This window comes from Paenibacillus sp. FSL K6-1217 (genome assembly GCF_045040735.1).
GTDB lineage: Bacteria > Bacillota > Bacilli > Paenibacillales > Paenibacillaceae > Paenibacillus_AQ.
This window is the reverse complement of record NZ_CP150271.1, coordinates 3,769,255-3,784,405: the sequence shown is the minus strand read 5'-3', so window position 1 is coordinate 3,784,405 and position 15,151 is coordinate 3,769,255. Positions and strand designations below refer to the sequence as shown.

Below are 15,151 nucleotides of genomic sequence, written 5' to 3'. Positions count from 1 at the left end.
CAGAATGCACAAGTCAGTCTGGACAGCATAACTATACAGCAGCGGCTGCGCTATCCCGGATAGGAGGCGCAGCCGCTTCGTGTGTTTATGGAGTAGGATTCGGTTCTGCCAGCTCCGGCCCCCGTGGAGGGTTGAAGCGGTACACCAGATAACCGACGATGAACGGCAGAATGATGGTGACAATACCGGCTCCGATATTCACCTTATCCTGCATGAAGATCAGCGTCGCCCCCATCAGGATGCTGTCGAATACCACATGGCTGAACATCACCGCGATGAACCCGTACCTCAGGAAAATATAGCTGAACAGGAGGCCGATAACCGTCAGCTCAATCGGCCGCGAGATGACCGGATAGATCGGATAGAGCGTATGCCCGAGCGCCCAGACCAGGGTCGTGATCAGTGAGGCGATGAGCGTATTCTTGACCAGCTTCTTCAGCATGCGGATACCGAACAGGCGGTAGACCGCCTCTTCGGAGAGGCCGGCAAGCCAGGCAACAATCGGCAGCAGCCAGGCGTACTTCATGTTGTAAGGCGACTGGCTGGCATCTGTGGTAGACCAGTTATCCAGCGTATAGGACAGAATAATGAACATGATAGTCTGTACGCCAAGCAGAATGAAGGCCCATACATAACCAGCCTGGATACTCTTCAGCACGTAGCGTCCATAACCGGGCTCCTGCGCCCGGGGCCAGGGATTCAGCTTCTCCTCGGAGCGCCACAGGCCGTCGCCGCCGACCAGAGAGAAGTAGAGCAGGAGCGACATCAGCAGACTGTACAGCACGTAGATGATGAACATGACAATAGCTGTAATCCTCGCTTCAGCGCTGCCGCTGCCTGTTTCGGACACCACATTGTAGCTGCTGACCATCATGATCAGGAAATGGATCGAGCTCAGGAAGATCCCGCGCTTCCATGAAGTATGCTTCCGGCGCAGAATGCCGTAGATCATCGCCAGGATGCCCAGCAGCAGGGTGGGCAGGCCGTATCCGAACAAGGTGAGCTTCTTGGCCAGCGAAGTCTGCCCGTCTACGTAAGTATCATGCCAGGCAGGAGCGGTGAATCCGGCGCGGAAATAAGAGACCTCGCCGTTCAGATAATTGAATTGATACTTAAGCGGTATTTCGCCTACGGTAACGGAGCTGTCGGAATAGACCAGCCCGTAGCCATCGGCGTTAGCCTCAATCTTCAGCTTGGCGGGATTGGCCTTCCATAGCTTCAGCCAGGGGCGGGCGAGGTTTTCTTTTGCCTCAAGACTGAGGTCCGCTATGCTGCTTGCAGGATTAGCAGTGCCGGGACGCTTCAGCGCCGCAGGATGCTCCCCGTAATTCAGTCCGGCCGCAGCATCGGCATCGGCGCCAAGCGCAAAAGCCACGGGTTCGCCGGTATACATATTGAGATCGACTGCCAGCCGGGCTGCCGATTCCCCTGACGTATAGAGTACAGCATGATAAACATCGAACGGATAACGCTGATCCAGCTTGTTCTTGGAATAGTCCTGGAGCAGCTTCTCCCGGGACATATAGCCGTAGAAGGAAGAGTCCGTTTTGTACAGAATGACCCATTCATCCTGATCTGCGGATTCGTGTCCGAGCTGCCCGGCGGCGAAGGCGGCGGCCTTCTCGCGGATTTCGCTTTTGCTGAGAATGGCTGTATCCCCGCCTGAGCCGGAGAGGAGCTGGGGAGCAATCTGGAACATGACAAATAGAACCAGTCCGAGAATTCCGGCAAGGATAAGTTTGGTGGTAATGGGCCGCTGATGCAGGGGCTGGCCGACGGGATTCATGGAACGCCTCCTTGAAATGAAATGCTCTCATCCATCCATTATAGTATTACTTGCGAGGCAGATACAAAGAAATGCCTTATTATCCTTTTACGTGGAGATGTCCGGGCTTATGCTTAATGGCATGTTATTTTTGTCCAAATATAAGAATTTATAAGTTTCTCACGATAACTTATCCTTCTATTTCTCGCTGAAACGTTACCGTCTTTTCAAAAGACGGCAAAGCCGGTTCCACTTGGCTTGTCAAAATGAGTCTTTGTGAAGTTAGGCAATAACGTATATAATTTTGTATGTTTATCCGATACTGATCTATTCGTAACTTCTAAGTAAGGAACCCTGAAAGGATGAGAAGTTTGGCGTTACCGTCTTCCAAAATTACCGGCTTCAGATTCCTGAAGCTGTCTCCTCCGCAAATCCTGGTGCTGAGCTTCGCTGCGGTCATCCTCATCGGCACGCTGCTGCTGATGCTTCCGGTGTCCAGCGTCCCCGGCCAGCCGCTTGGCTTCATGGATGCGCTGTTCACCGCTACCTCCGCCGCCTGTGTGACCGGACTGGCTGTGGTGGATACCGGGACCCATCTTACCGGCTTCGGGCAGGCGGTCATTCTGGTGCTGATTCAGATCGGCGGACTGGGGTTCATGACAATGGCCACGCTGTTCGCCCTGGTATTCAGGCGCAGGATCTCACTGCGCGACCGGCTGATTCTTCAGGAAGCCATGAACCAGAGCTCGATGGAAGGGATTGTGCGGCTGATCCGTAAGGTACTGCTCTATTCCCTGATCCTTGAAGCTGCGGGAGCGCTTCTCCTGTCCATCCGCTGGGCAGCGGATATGCCGCTTGGCCGCGCTGTCTACTATGGGGTATTCCATGCGGTGTCGATGTTCAATAACGCCGGATTCGATCTGTTCGGCGGATATGATCACAGCTTAATCAGCTACGTCGGAGATCCTGCGATTAACCTGGTGGTTATGTTCCTGATCATTTCCGGGGGAATCGGCTTCATCGTCATCTCCGACCTGGCCGACTTCCGCCGCACCCGGCGGCTGTCGCTGCACAGCAAGGTGGTGCTGTCGATGACGGCCGGACTGATTCTGACAGGAATGGTGGTCATTTTCATCTTCGAGTTCACCAATTCGCGCACCCTGGGACCGCTTAATCTGGGAAGCAAGCTATGGGCCTCCCTGTTCCAATCGGTGGCGCCGCGTACGGCAGGGGCCAATACACTGGATATCACAGGAATGCGTCAGGCGTCGCAGTTCTTCATCGTGATTCTAATGTTCATCGGGGCTTCTCCGGGCTCAACCGGCGGCGGCATCAAGACCACGACCTTCACGCTGATGATCGGAGCCGTAATCTCCATGCTGCGCGGCCGCGAAGACATCGTGCTCTTCCGGTACCGGCTGGCTCAGGAGCGCGTATTCAAGGCATTGACCATCACGCTGCTGGCGCTGCTGCTGATCGTGACGGTCTCAATGATGCTCTCCACTACGGAGGGGCTGCCCTATCTGATGATTCTGTTCGAGACCACCTCGGCTTTCGCCAATGTGGGCCTCAGTCTGGGCCTGACCCCGGAGCTGACGCAGGTCGGCAAGATCCTGATCTGCCTGACCATGTTCGCCGGACGGCTGGGACTACTGACGCTGGCGTATGCGCTGGGTCCGAGACAGGGTAAACCATTATATAAATACCCGGAAGGCAAAATGATAATTGGATAGGGGAATCAACTCATGAAACCACAGCAGTTTGTTGTAATCGGCCTGGGCCGCTTCGGCTCAAGTCTGGCGCTGGAGCTGATGTCCATGGGCTACGAGGTGCTTGGCATTGACCACCAGGAGGAGCGGGTGGAGGAAATGAGCGGACAGCTGACGCATGCGGTCATGGCGGATGCTACGGATGAAGGGATTTTGCGCTCGCTTGGGGTGCGTAATTTTGACTGCGGCATTGTGGCGATCGGCGATAATATGGAGCGGAGTATTTTGGCTGCGATTCTGCTGAAGGAGCTGGGCGTCAAGCAGGTGGTCGGCAAAGCGATCTCCATTCTGCATGGCCGCGCGCTGTCGAAGCTGGGGGTGGACCGGGTGATTTTCCCGGAGCGGGATATGGGTATCCGCGTGGCCCATCAGCTGGTGACGCCGAATCTGCTCGATTATATCGAGATCTCCAAGGATTACAAGGTCGTAGAGCTGACGGTGCCCGCCTGCATGAACGGCAAAAGTCTCTCCGAGCTGAACACCCGCGCCAAATACGGCTGCAGCATCATTGCCCTTAACCGCGAGGATGGCATCATCGTTGCTCCAACCGCGCATGATTATGTGCATCAGGGGGACATCATGGTGGTGATCGGCTCCAACGACAGCATTGAGGAGTTCGAGGATGAAGCGGTGAATGCCGAGTAAGGACGTCCTGCCAGCCATTATTTCCTTATAAAAGAAAGCCAAGAACGCCTGGAATGCTATGTATTCGGGCGTTTTTGCTGTTTCGGAGCGGTCTCTGCACCCGCACATCTAAGGGCCTGTACACCAGTCCGTGACATGCCGCACGGCTGTTAAGAAATTTTCCTATACACATATGTAAAATGTATCCTGAAATGATAAAATAAAAAATGGAATGGCTGCGGGACGGCACGCGGACTGGGGGTTGGAAATCTAAATTGTAAGCGGTAACATTATAATGCAGCGGGCGGATACATAAGGGATATATATAGGAATCACGAGGTTCTAAATAGAGGCATAGAGAAATCCTTAGGGGGATATGTGATGAAAAAAACACCGATGATCCTGCAGCTGGCGTTGATTCTATTCTGCATTATGGCTATTCCTACAGCGATTCTGACCTGGTACAGCGGGTCGCAGATTATACAGAACTCTGAAGCGGCTATCGGGGAATCCACGCTGGCCGGACTTAACGGGAGCCGCAGGCTGAACGAGAACGCGCTTGCCAATCTGGCCCAGGATACGTCGCGTCTGGCGGCGACGAATATTTTTGACCGCATCCGCAGCTTCGGGACGTACGATGAGATTAACGCCAACTATAACAATGTAAGTCTGGCGCTGTCCGTGACCAAGGAACTGCTGAACCTCAACCGCCGGGTGGACGGCGTGTACTCTTCATTCTTTTACCTGAATGATTCGGATTATGTCTTCTCCACCGACAGCAGCATTACCACACTTGCCCGCTATGAGCCCATCGGATGGATTGCCGAAGCGCTTGAGGGCCGCCGGGGGATCAGCGGGGTGTGGGTTCCCCGTAAGCTTGCGTCGGGCGAGAACGTTGTGTCGTATGTATACCCGCTCAACCGCCTGTCCACCACCACCCGGGGAGTCATTGTCGTCAATATGAAGGAGAGCCAGATCGGCAAATATCTGCATGCTACCGAAGGGGGTGACAGCAACTACCTGCTGCTGGACGCCGCCGGTACCGTGATTTCCTTCAATGACCGGTCGATGCTGCTCGCGGACAGCCGCAAGCTGCCGTTCTTACAGGAGATTCTGAGTCAGGAAGCCAGTGAAGGCTACACCTTCCGCAAGCTGGACGGCAAACGGACGGTATATGCCTGGAGCCGCTCCTCCGTATCCGGGTGGTGGAATGTAAGCTGGAGCTCCATGGATGAATTGATGACCAAATCCAGGGAGATGCAGGGGAATATTATTCTCCTGACCGGGGCGATCATCGTGCTCGGGACGCTGCTGGCCATCTTCCTTGCCACCTGGCTGTCCAGGCCACTGAGGCAGCTGGTGCAGGCGATACGCTCGAAGATTGATCTGGGCGTGGTGAATAAGAATGAGCTGGCCTTCCTGAATCTGGCCTTCAAACGGATGCAGGAGGAGGAGGAGAGTCTGTTCCAGCTGCTGCAGGAGCGTGAACAGGATACCCGCAGCCTGGCTGTACACCGTCTGCTGCGCGGTGAGATTCCGCCGCGGATCACGGAGGTTTTTCCGCATGCCTGTTACAGGGTTGTGGTAGTCTCCATCGACCAGTACAGAAGATATGTGGGCCATACCAATGTCGAGACGCGCAGCTATCACCGGTATTTGCTGAGTGCGAAATATGAGAATGTTTTTCCCGGGGGGCTGGTGGCCCGCTGTGTCTACCATAATGAGGGCTGTACAGTGATTGTACTGAACTTTGCCCCGGTGGAAGGGGAGGCGGACGGGGGTCTGATCCATCAGGCGCTGGAGGAGATCCGCGACCAGTCGCTAGAGCTTCTGGAGCATTCGGTCACAATTGGAGTGAGTGAGCGGACGGATGCGCCCGAGAGGGTGGCGCTGCGGCTGTTCGAAGCGATGGAAGTGATCAAGCGCCGGATGATCAAGGGGGCCGGAAGCATTATGTACTGGCATGACGAGGAGGATCACGGCCGCAAGTATCTCGATTCCGAGAGCAGCGAGCGGAGAATCCTGAATTTCCTGGATGCCGGCGACCTGGCGGGAATCTTCAAGGAGCTGCAGAGCATCCGCAGCCAGATCTCCTCAGAGGAACATATCTCCTACGATAATATTATGTTCATCTATTATCAGCTGATGGGCGCTACGATCAAGCATCTCCGGGAGAATCATCTCGGGACCGGGCGGATGATTATGGGCCGGGGCAACGTATACTCCATTCTCGCCGCTATGGATACGCTAGATGAGCTGGAGGAGTACCTGTATGATTTTTACTGTGAGATTGTACAGAGCCTGGACCGCAGTACCCATGAGTCCAATTATGCACAGCGGATTATGGAATACCTGAAGCAGAACTACCGGGAAGAGATCGTCTTCGAGGACATGGCCAAGCAGATTGGCATCAGCTACTCCTATATGCGCAAGCTTGTCTATGAGCAGACCGGCAGTAGCATGATCGATTTCGTCAACCAGCTGCGGATCGAGCAGGCCAAGGAACTGCTGCTGGATTCCGGGCTGACGATCAAGCAGATTGCCGCAGAGGTCGGATACGCCAATGTGCAGAGCTTCAACCGCTTTTTCCGCAAGTATGAGGGGATGCCGCCGAGCGGGTATAAATCAGCGAAGAGTAAGAGTTCTTAGGAGTGCTTAGATGGTCATAAAAGCCTATAAAAGCCTATAAAAGCCTATAAATGCCCTTAGGAGCCTATTAAAGCCCTCCCCGGCGGAACGGTAACTCCTTTCAGGAACCGTGTTGTTTCGGCTTGTCTGCGGAAAGTGGGTAGGCGGCGGGAAAGAAAGGGAAAAATCCCTCTGATGGAGCTGAAAATGGACGGGTTGAGGAGCACTAGTGCACCTGAATCCCGAGAAAGTTGGCTAAACGAGCGAATGAAGAGCACGAGTGCACCTGAATCCCGAGAAAGTTGGCTAAACGAGCGAATGAGGAGCACGAGTGCACCTGAATCCCGAGAAAGTTGGCTAAACGAGCGAGTGAGGAGCACTAGTGCACCTGAATCCCGAGAAAGTTGGCTAAACGAGTAAATGAGGAGCACTAGTGCACCTGAATCCCGAGAAAGTTGGCTAAAACGAGCGAATGAGGAGTAATCCCCCGCTAATTTCCCCTGGCCCTCCCTCCCTCACCATGCAATTTTTATCCACTTGTATCTGACCTCACAAATGAAAGCGCTTTATTAATTTTGGGAATGCCTATCAGTTTTGATTATTCTCCTTCGGCTGAGGCCTGGAGCGCCGGGCAACAATCATTTGTGAATCAATTGTGATAGGTAATCATCAATACTCATGATATTCAAGCCCCGGCGAGGGCGGTAGCATAGGAATCAGGCCGGAGAACATGAGCCGGCAACCGGCAAGAAGAATTCAAGGCAGGAGGTGAATATGTTGAAAGCTGCAAGCGCTTCACAGACTAATCACAGTCCTTTATTAAGAAGGAAACAGGGGTTCAGCTATTATTTACAGCGGGATTGGCAGCTCTATCTGCTGGTGATGCTTCCGCTGGCTTTTGTCATCGTATTCAAATATTTGCCGATGACCGGACTTGTAATCGCCTTCAAGGATTATAAGATTGCCAGAGGCTTCTGGGGCAGTGAATGGGCTGGACTACAGGTCTTCCAGGAGCTGTTCGCCAAGCCTGACTTCATCCGGGCCGTCCGCAACACCCTGCTGCTGAACGTGCTTGACCTGTGCTTCAGCTTCACGATGCCGATTGTGTTGGCCCTGCTGCTGAACGAGATCAAGAGCGTACGGTTCAAACGGATCAACCAGACGGTGCTGTATCTGCCCCACTTCCTGTCCTGGGTCATTATCGGAGCCATCGCCTATCAGCTCCTCAGCGAGGGGGGCGGCGTTGTCAATAATCTCATAGAACTGATGGGAGGAACCCGGATACCCTTCCTGCAGCAGGATACGAATTGGCTGATCAGCTATCTGGTGATCGGGGTCTGGCAGAGCATGGGCTGGGGCACGATTATCTATCTGGCGGCGATGAGCGGCATCAACCCCGAGATGTATGAAGCCGCTACGGTGGACGGGGCAGGCCGCTGGAGAAAGGTATGGAACATCACCCTTCCGTCCATCCGGGCAACGATTGTGACGCTCTTGATTATGGCGCTGGGCAAAGTAATGGACGGCTCCTTCGAGCGGATCTATGCGCTGCAGAATAAGGCCACCACAGAGTTCACCACCACCATACCGGTCCTCGTGTACCGCTGGGGGATCGAGAGCGGCAATTTCAGCCGGGCAACCGCCATCGGATTGTTCCAGTCCGTGATCGGGATTATTCTGGTCATCTCTGCGGACCGCGTGGCCAAGAAGCTGGGCGAGGATGGGATTTTGTAGAAAGGAGAGGAGCCATGAAAGCAATAGCCGGAGGCACTGCCGCCCCCCACAAAGCACGCATAGATATCTGGGAAACGCTGATCCGCCTCGTTATCGTCATCATTTCATTAATCTGCCTGCTGCCGTTTATTCATGTCGTATCGAAATCCCTTAGCTCTGACTCCTTCGTCATTGCCAACAAGGTCTTTCTGTGGCCGCAGGGCTTCACCATTGAAGCGTATAAAAAAATCTTCGCGGATGCCAGTATTCTCCGTTCCCTGTACATCTCGGTCATCGTGACGGTGCTGTTCACCATTCTGGGAATGATCCTGACCATCTGCGCCGCGTATCCGCTGTCCAGAACCCAGTTCAAGGGCCGCAGAGTGATCACCTTCATTTTCCTGTTCACCATGTACTTCAGCGGGGGCATTATCCCTGACTATATGAACATTAACAATCTGGGACTAATGGATACGATCTGGTCCCTGGTGCTGCCGCTCTCCTTCAGCGCCTTCAATCTGCTGATTATGAAGACTTCTCTAACGCACGGGATTCCCGTAAGTCTGGAAGAGTCAGCGCGGATCGACGGTGCGGGGCATTTCCGGATTCTGTTCAGCATTGTGCTGCCTTTATCCAAGCCGATTATGGCAACACTGGCCCTTTTCTACGCGGTGGGCCGCTGGAATGCTTATCAGGACGCCTTGTTCTATATCAAGCATGAGACCTCTCTCCGGCCGCTTCAGCTCAAGCTGTATTATCTGGTCATTCAGGCAAGTGAAAGCTTCCAGCTGGAAGCCAGCCAGGTACAGCTCAGCAATCCTGAAGTCCTGAAGGCGTCAGTCGTTGTATTCGCTACATTGCCGATTCTATGTGTGTATCCGTTCGTCCAGAAATACTTCGTTCAAGGTGTTATGCTTGGAGCCGTCAAGGAGTAATCCTGCGCCCCTGGTATATAGTCATTCTTTGGAATCACGAAAATTCAAAAAATGGGGGAATTGCGATGAGTAAAAGAAGCGTGTATTCGTTGATAATGGCATCCGTCATGACGGCCGGCCTGCTGGCCGGATGCTCCGGGGGAAATAACAATACCAAGGAGACAGCCGAATCCAGTAATAAGCCGGCCGGGACAGCCGCTGCTACGAATCAGACCGAGGGAGCCTATCCTGATTATTCGAAGGGCTTCGAGAAAAAAGTCTCGCTGGACATTCCGGTCTATGAGCGTGCCTATGAAGGCTGGAACGTGTCCGATAACTACTATACCCGCTGGGTACAGGCGGAATTCGGCGACAAATATAATATAGAGGTTAACTATGTGCCGATTACCCGCTCCAAAGAAGTAACGGATTTCGAACAGCTCCTGGCTTCGCACAAGGCTCCGGATATTATTTTCCACTATGATATGCCGCAAGCGCTTACTTATTATGGTGAGGATGTGATGCAGCCGCTCGATTATGCAGAGATTCAGAAATATGCACCGACCTACTGGAAGAACATGGGCGAAACGATTGAACAGTATGGTACCGTGGATGAGCAAAAGACCTTCTTCTTCGCTGCGCGCCCGGAAGCCGACAACTTCGTCAACATTATCCGCAAGGATTGGGTGGAAAAGGTAGGCATGAAGGTGGAGGATCTGACCTCGCTGGAGAAGTATAACGAGATGCTGGCCAAATGGAAGGAAGCCGGACTCGGCGTGAGCGGCGGCAATCTGCTGCAGAACTTCTTCAACTTCAACTACCCGTTCCGCGAATGGCCGGTCGATGCGAAGTATCGTGCACTGTATTCCGACCTCAGTGTTGCCGATCTGACCACGAAGGAGACAGAAGCTTACCTGCGTAACCTCAATTACCAGTATAACAATGGCCTGATTGATAAGGAATTCTACCTGCGCAACGATGAGCCGAAGATTAAGGCAGAATTCGTGGCAGGCAAAACCGGTAACTTCGGCTTCTATCTGGCGAACAACACCGATGTCTTTGCGGCTACGCTGCAGAATAACCCGGATGCTGAGTTTGCGGTAGTGCCACCGTATGCAGGGGTTCCGGAAGGCAAGAAGCCCCAGGGACGCGCTTACTGGCCGTTCGGCTTCATTATGGGAATTAACTATGAATCCACGCCGGAAGAGCGGGCAGCCGTGTGGATGTATCTGGAATGGCTCAGCCAGCCGGAGAACCTGTTCAAGTTCCAGAACGGGATCGAAGGGGAGAACTACACGCTTGACGCAGACGGCATCGCTCTGAAGAACCCCGACTATAAGGGCGAAGCGGTTCTGGCACAGAACAACAATAAGGACTACTGGGGTCTGGTGACGGAGATCGCCCAGTACCCGGATGAAGCCAAGACCCGCAAGGCCAATCTGCGGAACTGGGCACCGGCCGGTTATGAGCCGCTTGCGGATGATCTGGTGAAATATTATGACGAGGTTGCCGAATTCCGTACACCGGATGCCCTGTTCAATGTGGTGCTGGAGAAGGTGAACGAATACAAGGCGGATCTCAACACGCTGTTCCAGGAGCTGTATGTGAAGGTGGTGCTCGCTCCAGAAGCTGAATTCGATGCCACGTATGAAGCGGCCAAGAAGACTTATCTGGAGGCAGGCTACCAGGAGATCCTCGATGAGAAGCAGGCGGCAATTGATGCGGGCAAGTTCCGTTAATCCAAGGTAAGTCCGGCGCACTATAGCCAAAAGAATTACCAGGCAGCACAATCACCCGGCAGGCCGATCCGTAGCGGTACGGAGGCTTTCCGGGTGATTTGTCTGTTCTTCGCGGCCTACTCGCGGCTGTTCAGGAACACATCCTCCGTTACCTGCACCAGGCAGCGCGCTGCCGTGCTGAGTCCGCCGCTGCTCTGGTAGATCAGGCAAGTGGTCCGCTGCGTCTGCTCCAGCTCCTTGATGTGCAGGGAGACCAGGCCCCCGCCGTTCAGCAGCTCCGGACGCAGATACGAATTCGGCAGCAGGGCCGCAGCCTTGATCGTCGGTAGCAGACGGACAATGGCCTCGAAGGAATCGATCTCCATCCGCACATCGGGATCAACCCCGCAGCGCTGGAACAGATCATCTGTCGTCCGGCGGTACCAGGTTCCCTTGGAGAACAGAATCATCGGCAGCCGGGAGAGATGATCCATCGTGAGCCGCGGCGTCAGGGTCAGCGGATGCTGCTCGGAGACAACCAGCCGGAGCTGGTCCTCGAACAACGGGATGCAGCGCAGCCCCGGCTCCTGAACCTGGGAGGCGATGATGGCGACATCGCATTTGCCCTCGCTGACAGCGGTGACCATCTCATGCGTCTTCCCGGTGATGAGCTTCAGCTCGGCAGCCGGATACTTCTCCGTGTAAGCCTTCACTAGCGGAGGCAAGGTTGTCTGCAGCGTGGTCAGGCTGGCGCCCAGATTCACCAGCTGCGGCTCGCCCTCCTTGAACTTCGATAACGCTTCCAGGAATTTGGAACGCTGCTGCCGCTGCTCCAGCGCATAGGTGTAGGTAAGGCGGCCTACCTCAGTAAGCTCCAGCCGCTTGCCGAAGCGGTTGAACAGGGCGACGCCTAGCCGTTCTTCGAGCTTGGAGATTTTGCGGGAGAGGGCCGGCTGGGACAGATTGAGCTGGCGCGAGGCCCGGTTCAGGCTGGAGTGCTCGACCACCGCCGCGAAAGCATCTAAATCATCATACATTTCATTGCGCTCCTTTGTCTCAAGCTGTGATAAAAGCCATAGCCGGTGAACCGGAGTTCTCCTGCTGAATAGGAAGGCAGCTCTGGAGTTTACGTATATATCGCTTCTAAATGAGAATTATTATCATGTAAAAAATATTCTTATGCAATTATAGTATAACGATTAATAATTAGATTGCAATTCCCTTATAAGCAAAAAAAGAGTAACATGAAAAGTGACACAAGATATTCACATATTGTGAATTATTCAGCAAAGTCCGGGAAAACAATGGATAGTGGTGCAAACAGACTGTTAGCCGCTTAATAAAGCCTGACGCTGCCCTGTTTCAACTGTACTCCCGGCGGTGTATGGTCTTTAAAAAGATAAGAATTTATATGCCCCGCGCAGGTAATATTCCTTATCTTACCCGCTGAATCGGATGCTCTCCTCTTAAGAGGATGGTGTATCCGGTTCTACTTGTGAAAACGCTGTTTTATATGGAAAGGGGACACTTTGCATGAGAGGATTTTATTCCAGAAAGATTCATTCCTTGCTCGGCATTATCCCGCTCGGGGCTTTCTTCCTTGAGCACATGCTGACGAACTTCGCAGCAGTAGAGGGTGGTGCTTCCGGTTTCACAGACAGTGTGCTCTGGCTGAACAGCCTGCCGCTGGTCTTCTTCCTGGAATTGTTCGGCATCTGGCTGCCGCTGCTGTACCACGGCGTGTATGGCCTGTATATCGCCTACCAGTCGAAGCCGAACCTGAACCGCTACAACCTGGAGAGAAACTGGCGTTACACGTTGCAGCGGATCAGCGGAGTCGTCACCTTCATCTTCATTGTCTGGCATCTGTGGGACACCCGTGTACAGGTAGCACTTGGCAAGGTGGAGCATGACGAGCTTGGCGGGGTGATGCATAACATTGTGACCCAGCCGCTGCTGATGAGTCTCTATATTGTCGGAATCGTGGCCGCCTGCTTCCACTTCTCCAACGGTCTATGGTCGTTCCTGATCAGCTGGGGAATCACGGTGGGTCCGCGTTCGCAGCGGGTATCGTCCGTACTTTGCCTTGGTATTTTTGTTATCGTTACTTTCATGTTCGTCCTGTCGCTGGTCACCTTCCGTAACGATGAATTCCAAACTGCCGCTACGGCGATGCAGTCCATGCGCAGTTTTATTTAAGAATATAAACGCACTTTATTGTAATTAGGAGGGGAACAATCATGGCATCAGCCGATATCATCATCGTGGGCGGCGGTCTGGCCGGCCTGATGGCTACCATTAAGGCCGCTGAATCCGGCGCGCATGTACATCTATTCTCACTGGTCCCTGTCAAAAGATCACATTCGGTCTGCGCGCAAGGCGGCATCAATGGCGCTGTAAATACCAAGGGCGAGGGCGACTCGCCCTGGGAGCATTTCGACGATACCGTCTACGGCGGCGACTTCCTGGCGAACCAGCCTCCGGTGAAGGCGATGTGCGAAGCCGCACCGGGCATTATTCACCTGATGGACCGGATGGGCGTTATGTTCAACCGCACGCCGGAGGGCCTGCTCGACTTCCGCCGGTTCGGCGGAACGAAGCGCCACCGCACCGCATTTGCCGGAGCGACTACCGGGCAGCAGCTCTTGTATGCGCTGGATGAGCAGGTGCGCCGCTGGGAAGCGGAAGGCCTGGTTACCAAGAGTGAGAACTGGGAATTCCTCTCGGTGATTCTGGATGACGAGCGGGTCTGCCGCGGCATCAGCGCCCAGAATCTGAAGACGATGGAGATTCAGACCTTCCCGGCGGACGCGGTCATTCTGGCCAGCGGCGGCCCGGGGATTATTTTCGGCAAAACCACGAATTCGGTCATCAACACAGGTACTGCAGCAAGCGCAGTGTATCAGCAGGGTGTGCATTATGCGAACGGGGAATTCATTCAGATTCACCCGACGGCGATTCCCGGCGATGACAAGCTGCGGCTGATGTCGGAATCGGCGCGCGGTGAAGGCGGACGGATCTGGACGTACAAGGACGGCAAGCCGTGGTATTTCCTCGAAGAGAAATATCCTTCGTACGGCAACCTGGTGCCGCGCGATATTGCCACCCGTGAGATCTTCAATGTCTGTGTGGATCAGGGACTGGGCATTAACGGCGAGAACATGGTCTACCTCGATCTGTCCCATAAGGACCCGAAGGAGCTTGACGTCAAGCTGGGCGGGATTATCGAGATCTACGAGAAGTTCATGGGGGATGATCCCCGCAAGATTCCGATGAAAATCTTCCCTGCTGTGCATTATTCCATGGGCGGCATGTGGGTCGACTATAATCAAATGACGAATATTCCCGGCTTGTTCGCGGCAGGGGAATGTGAATATCAATACCACGGCGCCAACCGTCTGGGGGCGAATTCGCTGGTCTCTGCCATTTACGGCGGGATGGTCTCCGGGCCGAAGGCTGTGGAATACATCAAAGGCCTGAAGAAATCGGTGCAGGATATCTCCTCTACGGTGTTCGACAGCTTCCACAAGACGCAGACGGACAAATATGAATCGCTGCTCGGGATGACCGGTACAGAGAATGCTTACGTAATCCACAAGGAGCTTGGCGAGTGGATGACGGCGAACATGACCGTCGTGCGTGAGAACAAGAAGCTGGAAGCAACCATCGGCAAAATCAAAGAACTGAAGGAACGCTACAAGAACATCAATATGAGCGACACTTCGCGCTGGAGCAACCAGGGCGTGGCCTTCACCCGCCAACTGTGGAATATGCTGGAGCTGTCGGAGGCAATGACACTTGGAGCCCTGCTGCGCAACGAGAGCCGGGGTGCGCATTACAAGCCGGAGTTCCCGACGCGTAATGACGAGGAATTCCTGAAGACCACCAAAGCCGCCTGGACAGCAGACGGCCCTCAGATCTCATATGAGGAAGTCGATGTATCGCTGATTCCTCCGCGTGTGCGGGATTACTCGAAGGACTGATAGGCTAGACTATCCAAACTATCTAGGAGGTAACTGA

Annotated in this window: 10 protein-coding genes; 8 read left to right on the top strand and 2 right to left on the bottom strand. The window is 54.0% G+C overall.

What is annotated here, in order from left to right; all coding sequences use genetic code 11:
* Window positions 1–85 precede the first annotated feature (85 nt).
* Window positions 86–1,786 (bottom strand): CPBP family intramembrane glutamic endopeptidase, encoded by a 1,701-nt coding sequence (locus MHH28_RS16630; protein ID WP_405104183.1) that lies wholly within the window; start codon window positions 1,784–1,786, stop codon window positions 86–88.
* A gap of 350 nt (window positions 1,787–2,136) precedes the next feature.
* Between MHH28_RS16630 and MHH28_RS16625 the strand changes: the two genes are divergently transcribed.
* The 6 genes from MHH28_RS16625 to MHH28_RS16600 all read left to right on the top strand — a co-directional run bounded on the left by MHH28_RS16625 (window position 2,137) and on the right by MHH28_RS16600 (window position 11,152).
* The gene (locus MHH28_RS16625; RefSeq protein ID WP_405104182.1) at window positions 2,137–3,498 is read left to right on the top strand and encodes a TrkH family potassium uptake protein; all 1,362 of its coding nucleotides are present in this window, start codon (window positions 2,137–2,139) and stop codon (window positions 3,496–3,498) included.
* A 12-nt stretch (window positions 3,499–3,510) separates the two neighbouring features.
* On the top strand, window positions 3,511–4,179 hold the full coding sequence (locus MHH28_RS16620) for a potassium channel family protein (RefSeq protein WP_405104181.1): 669 nt from the start codon (window positions 3,511–3,513) through the stop codon (window positions 4,177–4,179).
* A gap of 360 nt (window positions 4,180–4,539) precedes the next feature.
* Window positions 4,540–6,807, top strand: a complete 2,268-nt coding sequence (locus MHH28_RS16615; RefSeq protein ID WP_405104180.1) for a helix-turn-helix domain-containing protein — start codon at window positions 4,540–4,542, stop codon at window positions 6,805–6,807.
* 753 nt (window positions 6,808–7,560) lie between these two features.
* Window positions 7,561–8,520, top strand: coding sequence for an ABC transporter permease (locus tag MHH28_RS16610; protein ID WP_405104179.1), 960 nt, complete (start codon window positions 7,561–7,563; stop codon window positions 8,518–8,520).
* A 14-nt stretch (window positions 8,521–8,534) separates the two neighbouring features.
* The gene (locus tag MHH28_RS16605) at window positions 8,535–9,434 is read left to right on the top strand and encodes a carbohydrate ABC transporter permease (protein ID WP_405104178.1); all 900 of its coding nucleotides are present in this window, start codon (window positions 8,535–8,537) and stop codon (window positions 9,432–9,434) included.
* A 65-nt stretch (window positions 9,435–9,499) separates the two neighbouring features.
* Window positions 9,500–11,152, top strand: coding sequence for an ABC transporter substrate-binding protein (locus tag MHH28_RS16600; RefSeq protein ID WP_405104177.1), 1,653 nt, complete (start codon window positions 9,500–9,502; stop codon window positions 11,150–11,152).
* A gap of 116 nt (window positions 11,153–11,268) precedes the next feature.
* Here MHH28_RS16600 and MHH28_RS16595 read toward each other — a convergent pair whose 3' ends face one another.
* Window positions 11,269–12,168, bottom strand: coding sequence for a LysR family transcriptional regulator (locus tag MHH28_RS16595; RefSeq protein ID WP_405104176.1), 900 nt, complete (start codon window positions 12,166–12,168; stop codon window positions 11,269–11,271).
* A 496-nt stretch (window positions 12,169–12,664) separates the two neighbouring features.
* Here MHH28_RS16595 and MHH28_RS16590 point away from each other — a divergent pair, with 496 nt between their 5' ends.
* Both MHH28_RS16590 and sdhA read left to right on the top strand, forming a co-directional pair.
* Window positions 12,665–13,330: a succinate dehydrogenase cytochrome b558 subunit gene (locus MHH28_RS16590; protein ID WP_405104175.1), complete on the top strand. Its 666-nt coding sequence runs from the start codon at window positions 12,665–12,667 to the stop codon at window positions 13,328–13,330.
* A gap of 41 nt (window positions 13,331–13,371) precedes the next feature.
* Window positions 13,372–15,114: a succinate dehydrogenase flavoprotein subunit gene (gene sdhA / locus MHH28_RS16585; protein ID WP_036701593.1), complete on the top strand. Its 1,743-nt coding sequence runs from the start codon at window positions 13,372–13,374 to the stop codon at window positions 15,112–15,114.
* Window positions 15,115–15,151: the final 37 nt, after the last annotated feature.

Coding starts and splice junctions, on each gene's coding strand:
- MHH28_RS16595 (WP_405104176.1), bottom strand. CDS start 12,168: ATGTATGATGATTTAGATGCTTTCGCGGCGGTGGTCGAGCACTCCAGC.
- MHH28_RS16630 (WP_405104183.1), bottom strand. CDS start 1,786: ATGAATCCCGTCGGCCAGCCCCTGCATCAGCGGCCCATTACCACCAAA.
- MHH28_RS16610 (WP_405104179.1), top strand. CDS start 7,561: ATGTTGAAAGCTGCAAGCGCTTCACAGACTAATCACAGTCCTTTATTA.
- MHH28_RS16600 (WP_405104177.1), top strand. CDS start 9,500: ATGAGTAAAAGAAGCGTGTATTCGTTGATAATGGCATCCGTCATGACG.
- MHH28_RS16590 (WP_405104175.1), top strand. CDS start 12,665: ATGAGAGGATTTTATTCCAGAAAGATTCATTCCTTGCTCGGCATTATC.
- sdhA (WP_036701593.1), top strand. CDS start 13,372: ATGGCATCAGCCGATATCATCATCGTGGGCGGCGGTCTGGCCGGCCTG.
- MHH28_RS16615 (WP_405104180.1), top strand. CDS start 4,540: ATGAAAAAAACACCGATGATCCTGCAGCTGGCGTTGATTCTATTCTGC.
- MHH28_RS16605 (WP_405104178.1), top strand. CDS start 8,535: ATGAAAGCAATAGCCGGAGGCACTGCCGCCCCCCACAAAGCACGCATA.
- MHH28_RS16620 (WP_405104181.1), top strand. CDS start 3,511: ATGAAACCACAGCAGTTTGTTGTAATCGGCCTGGGCCGCTTCGGCTCA.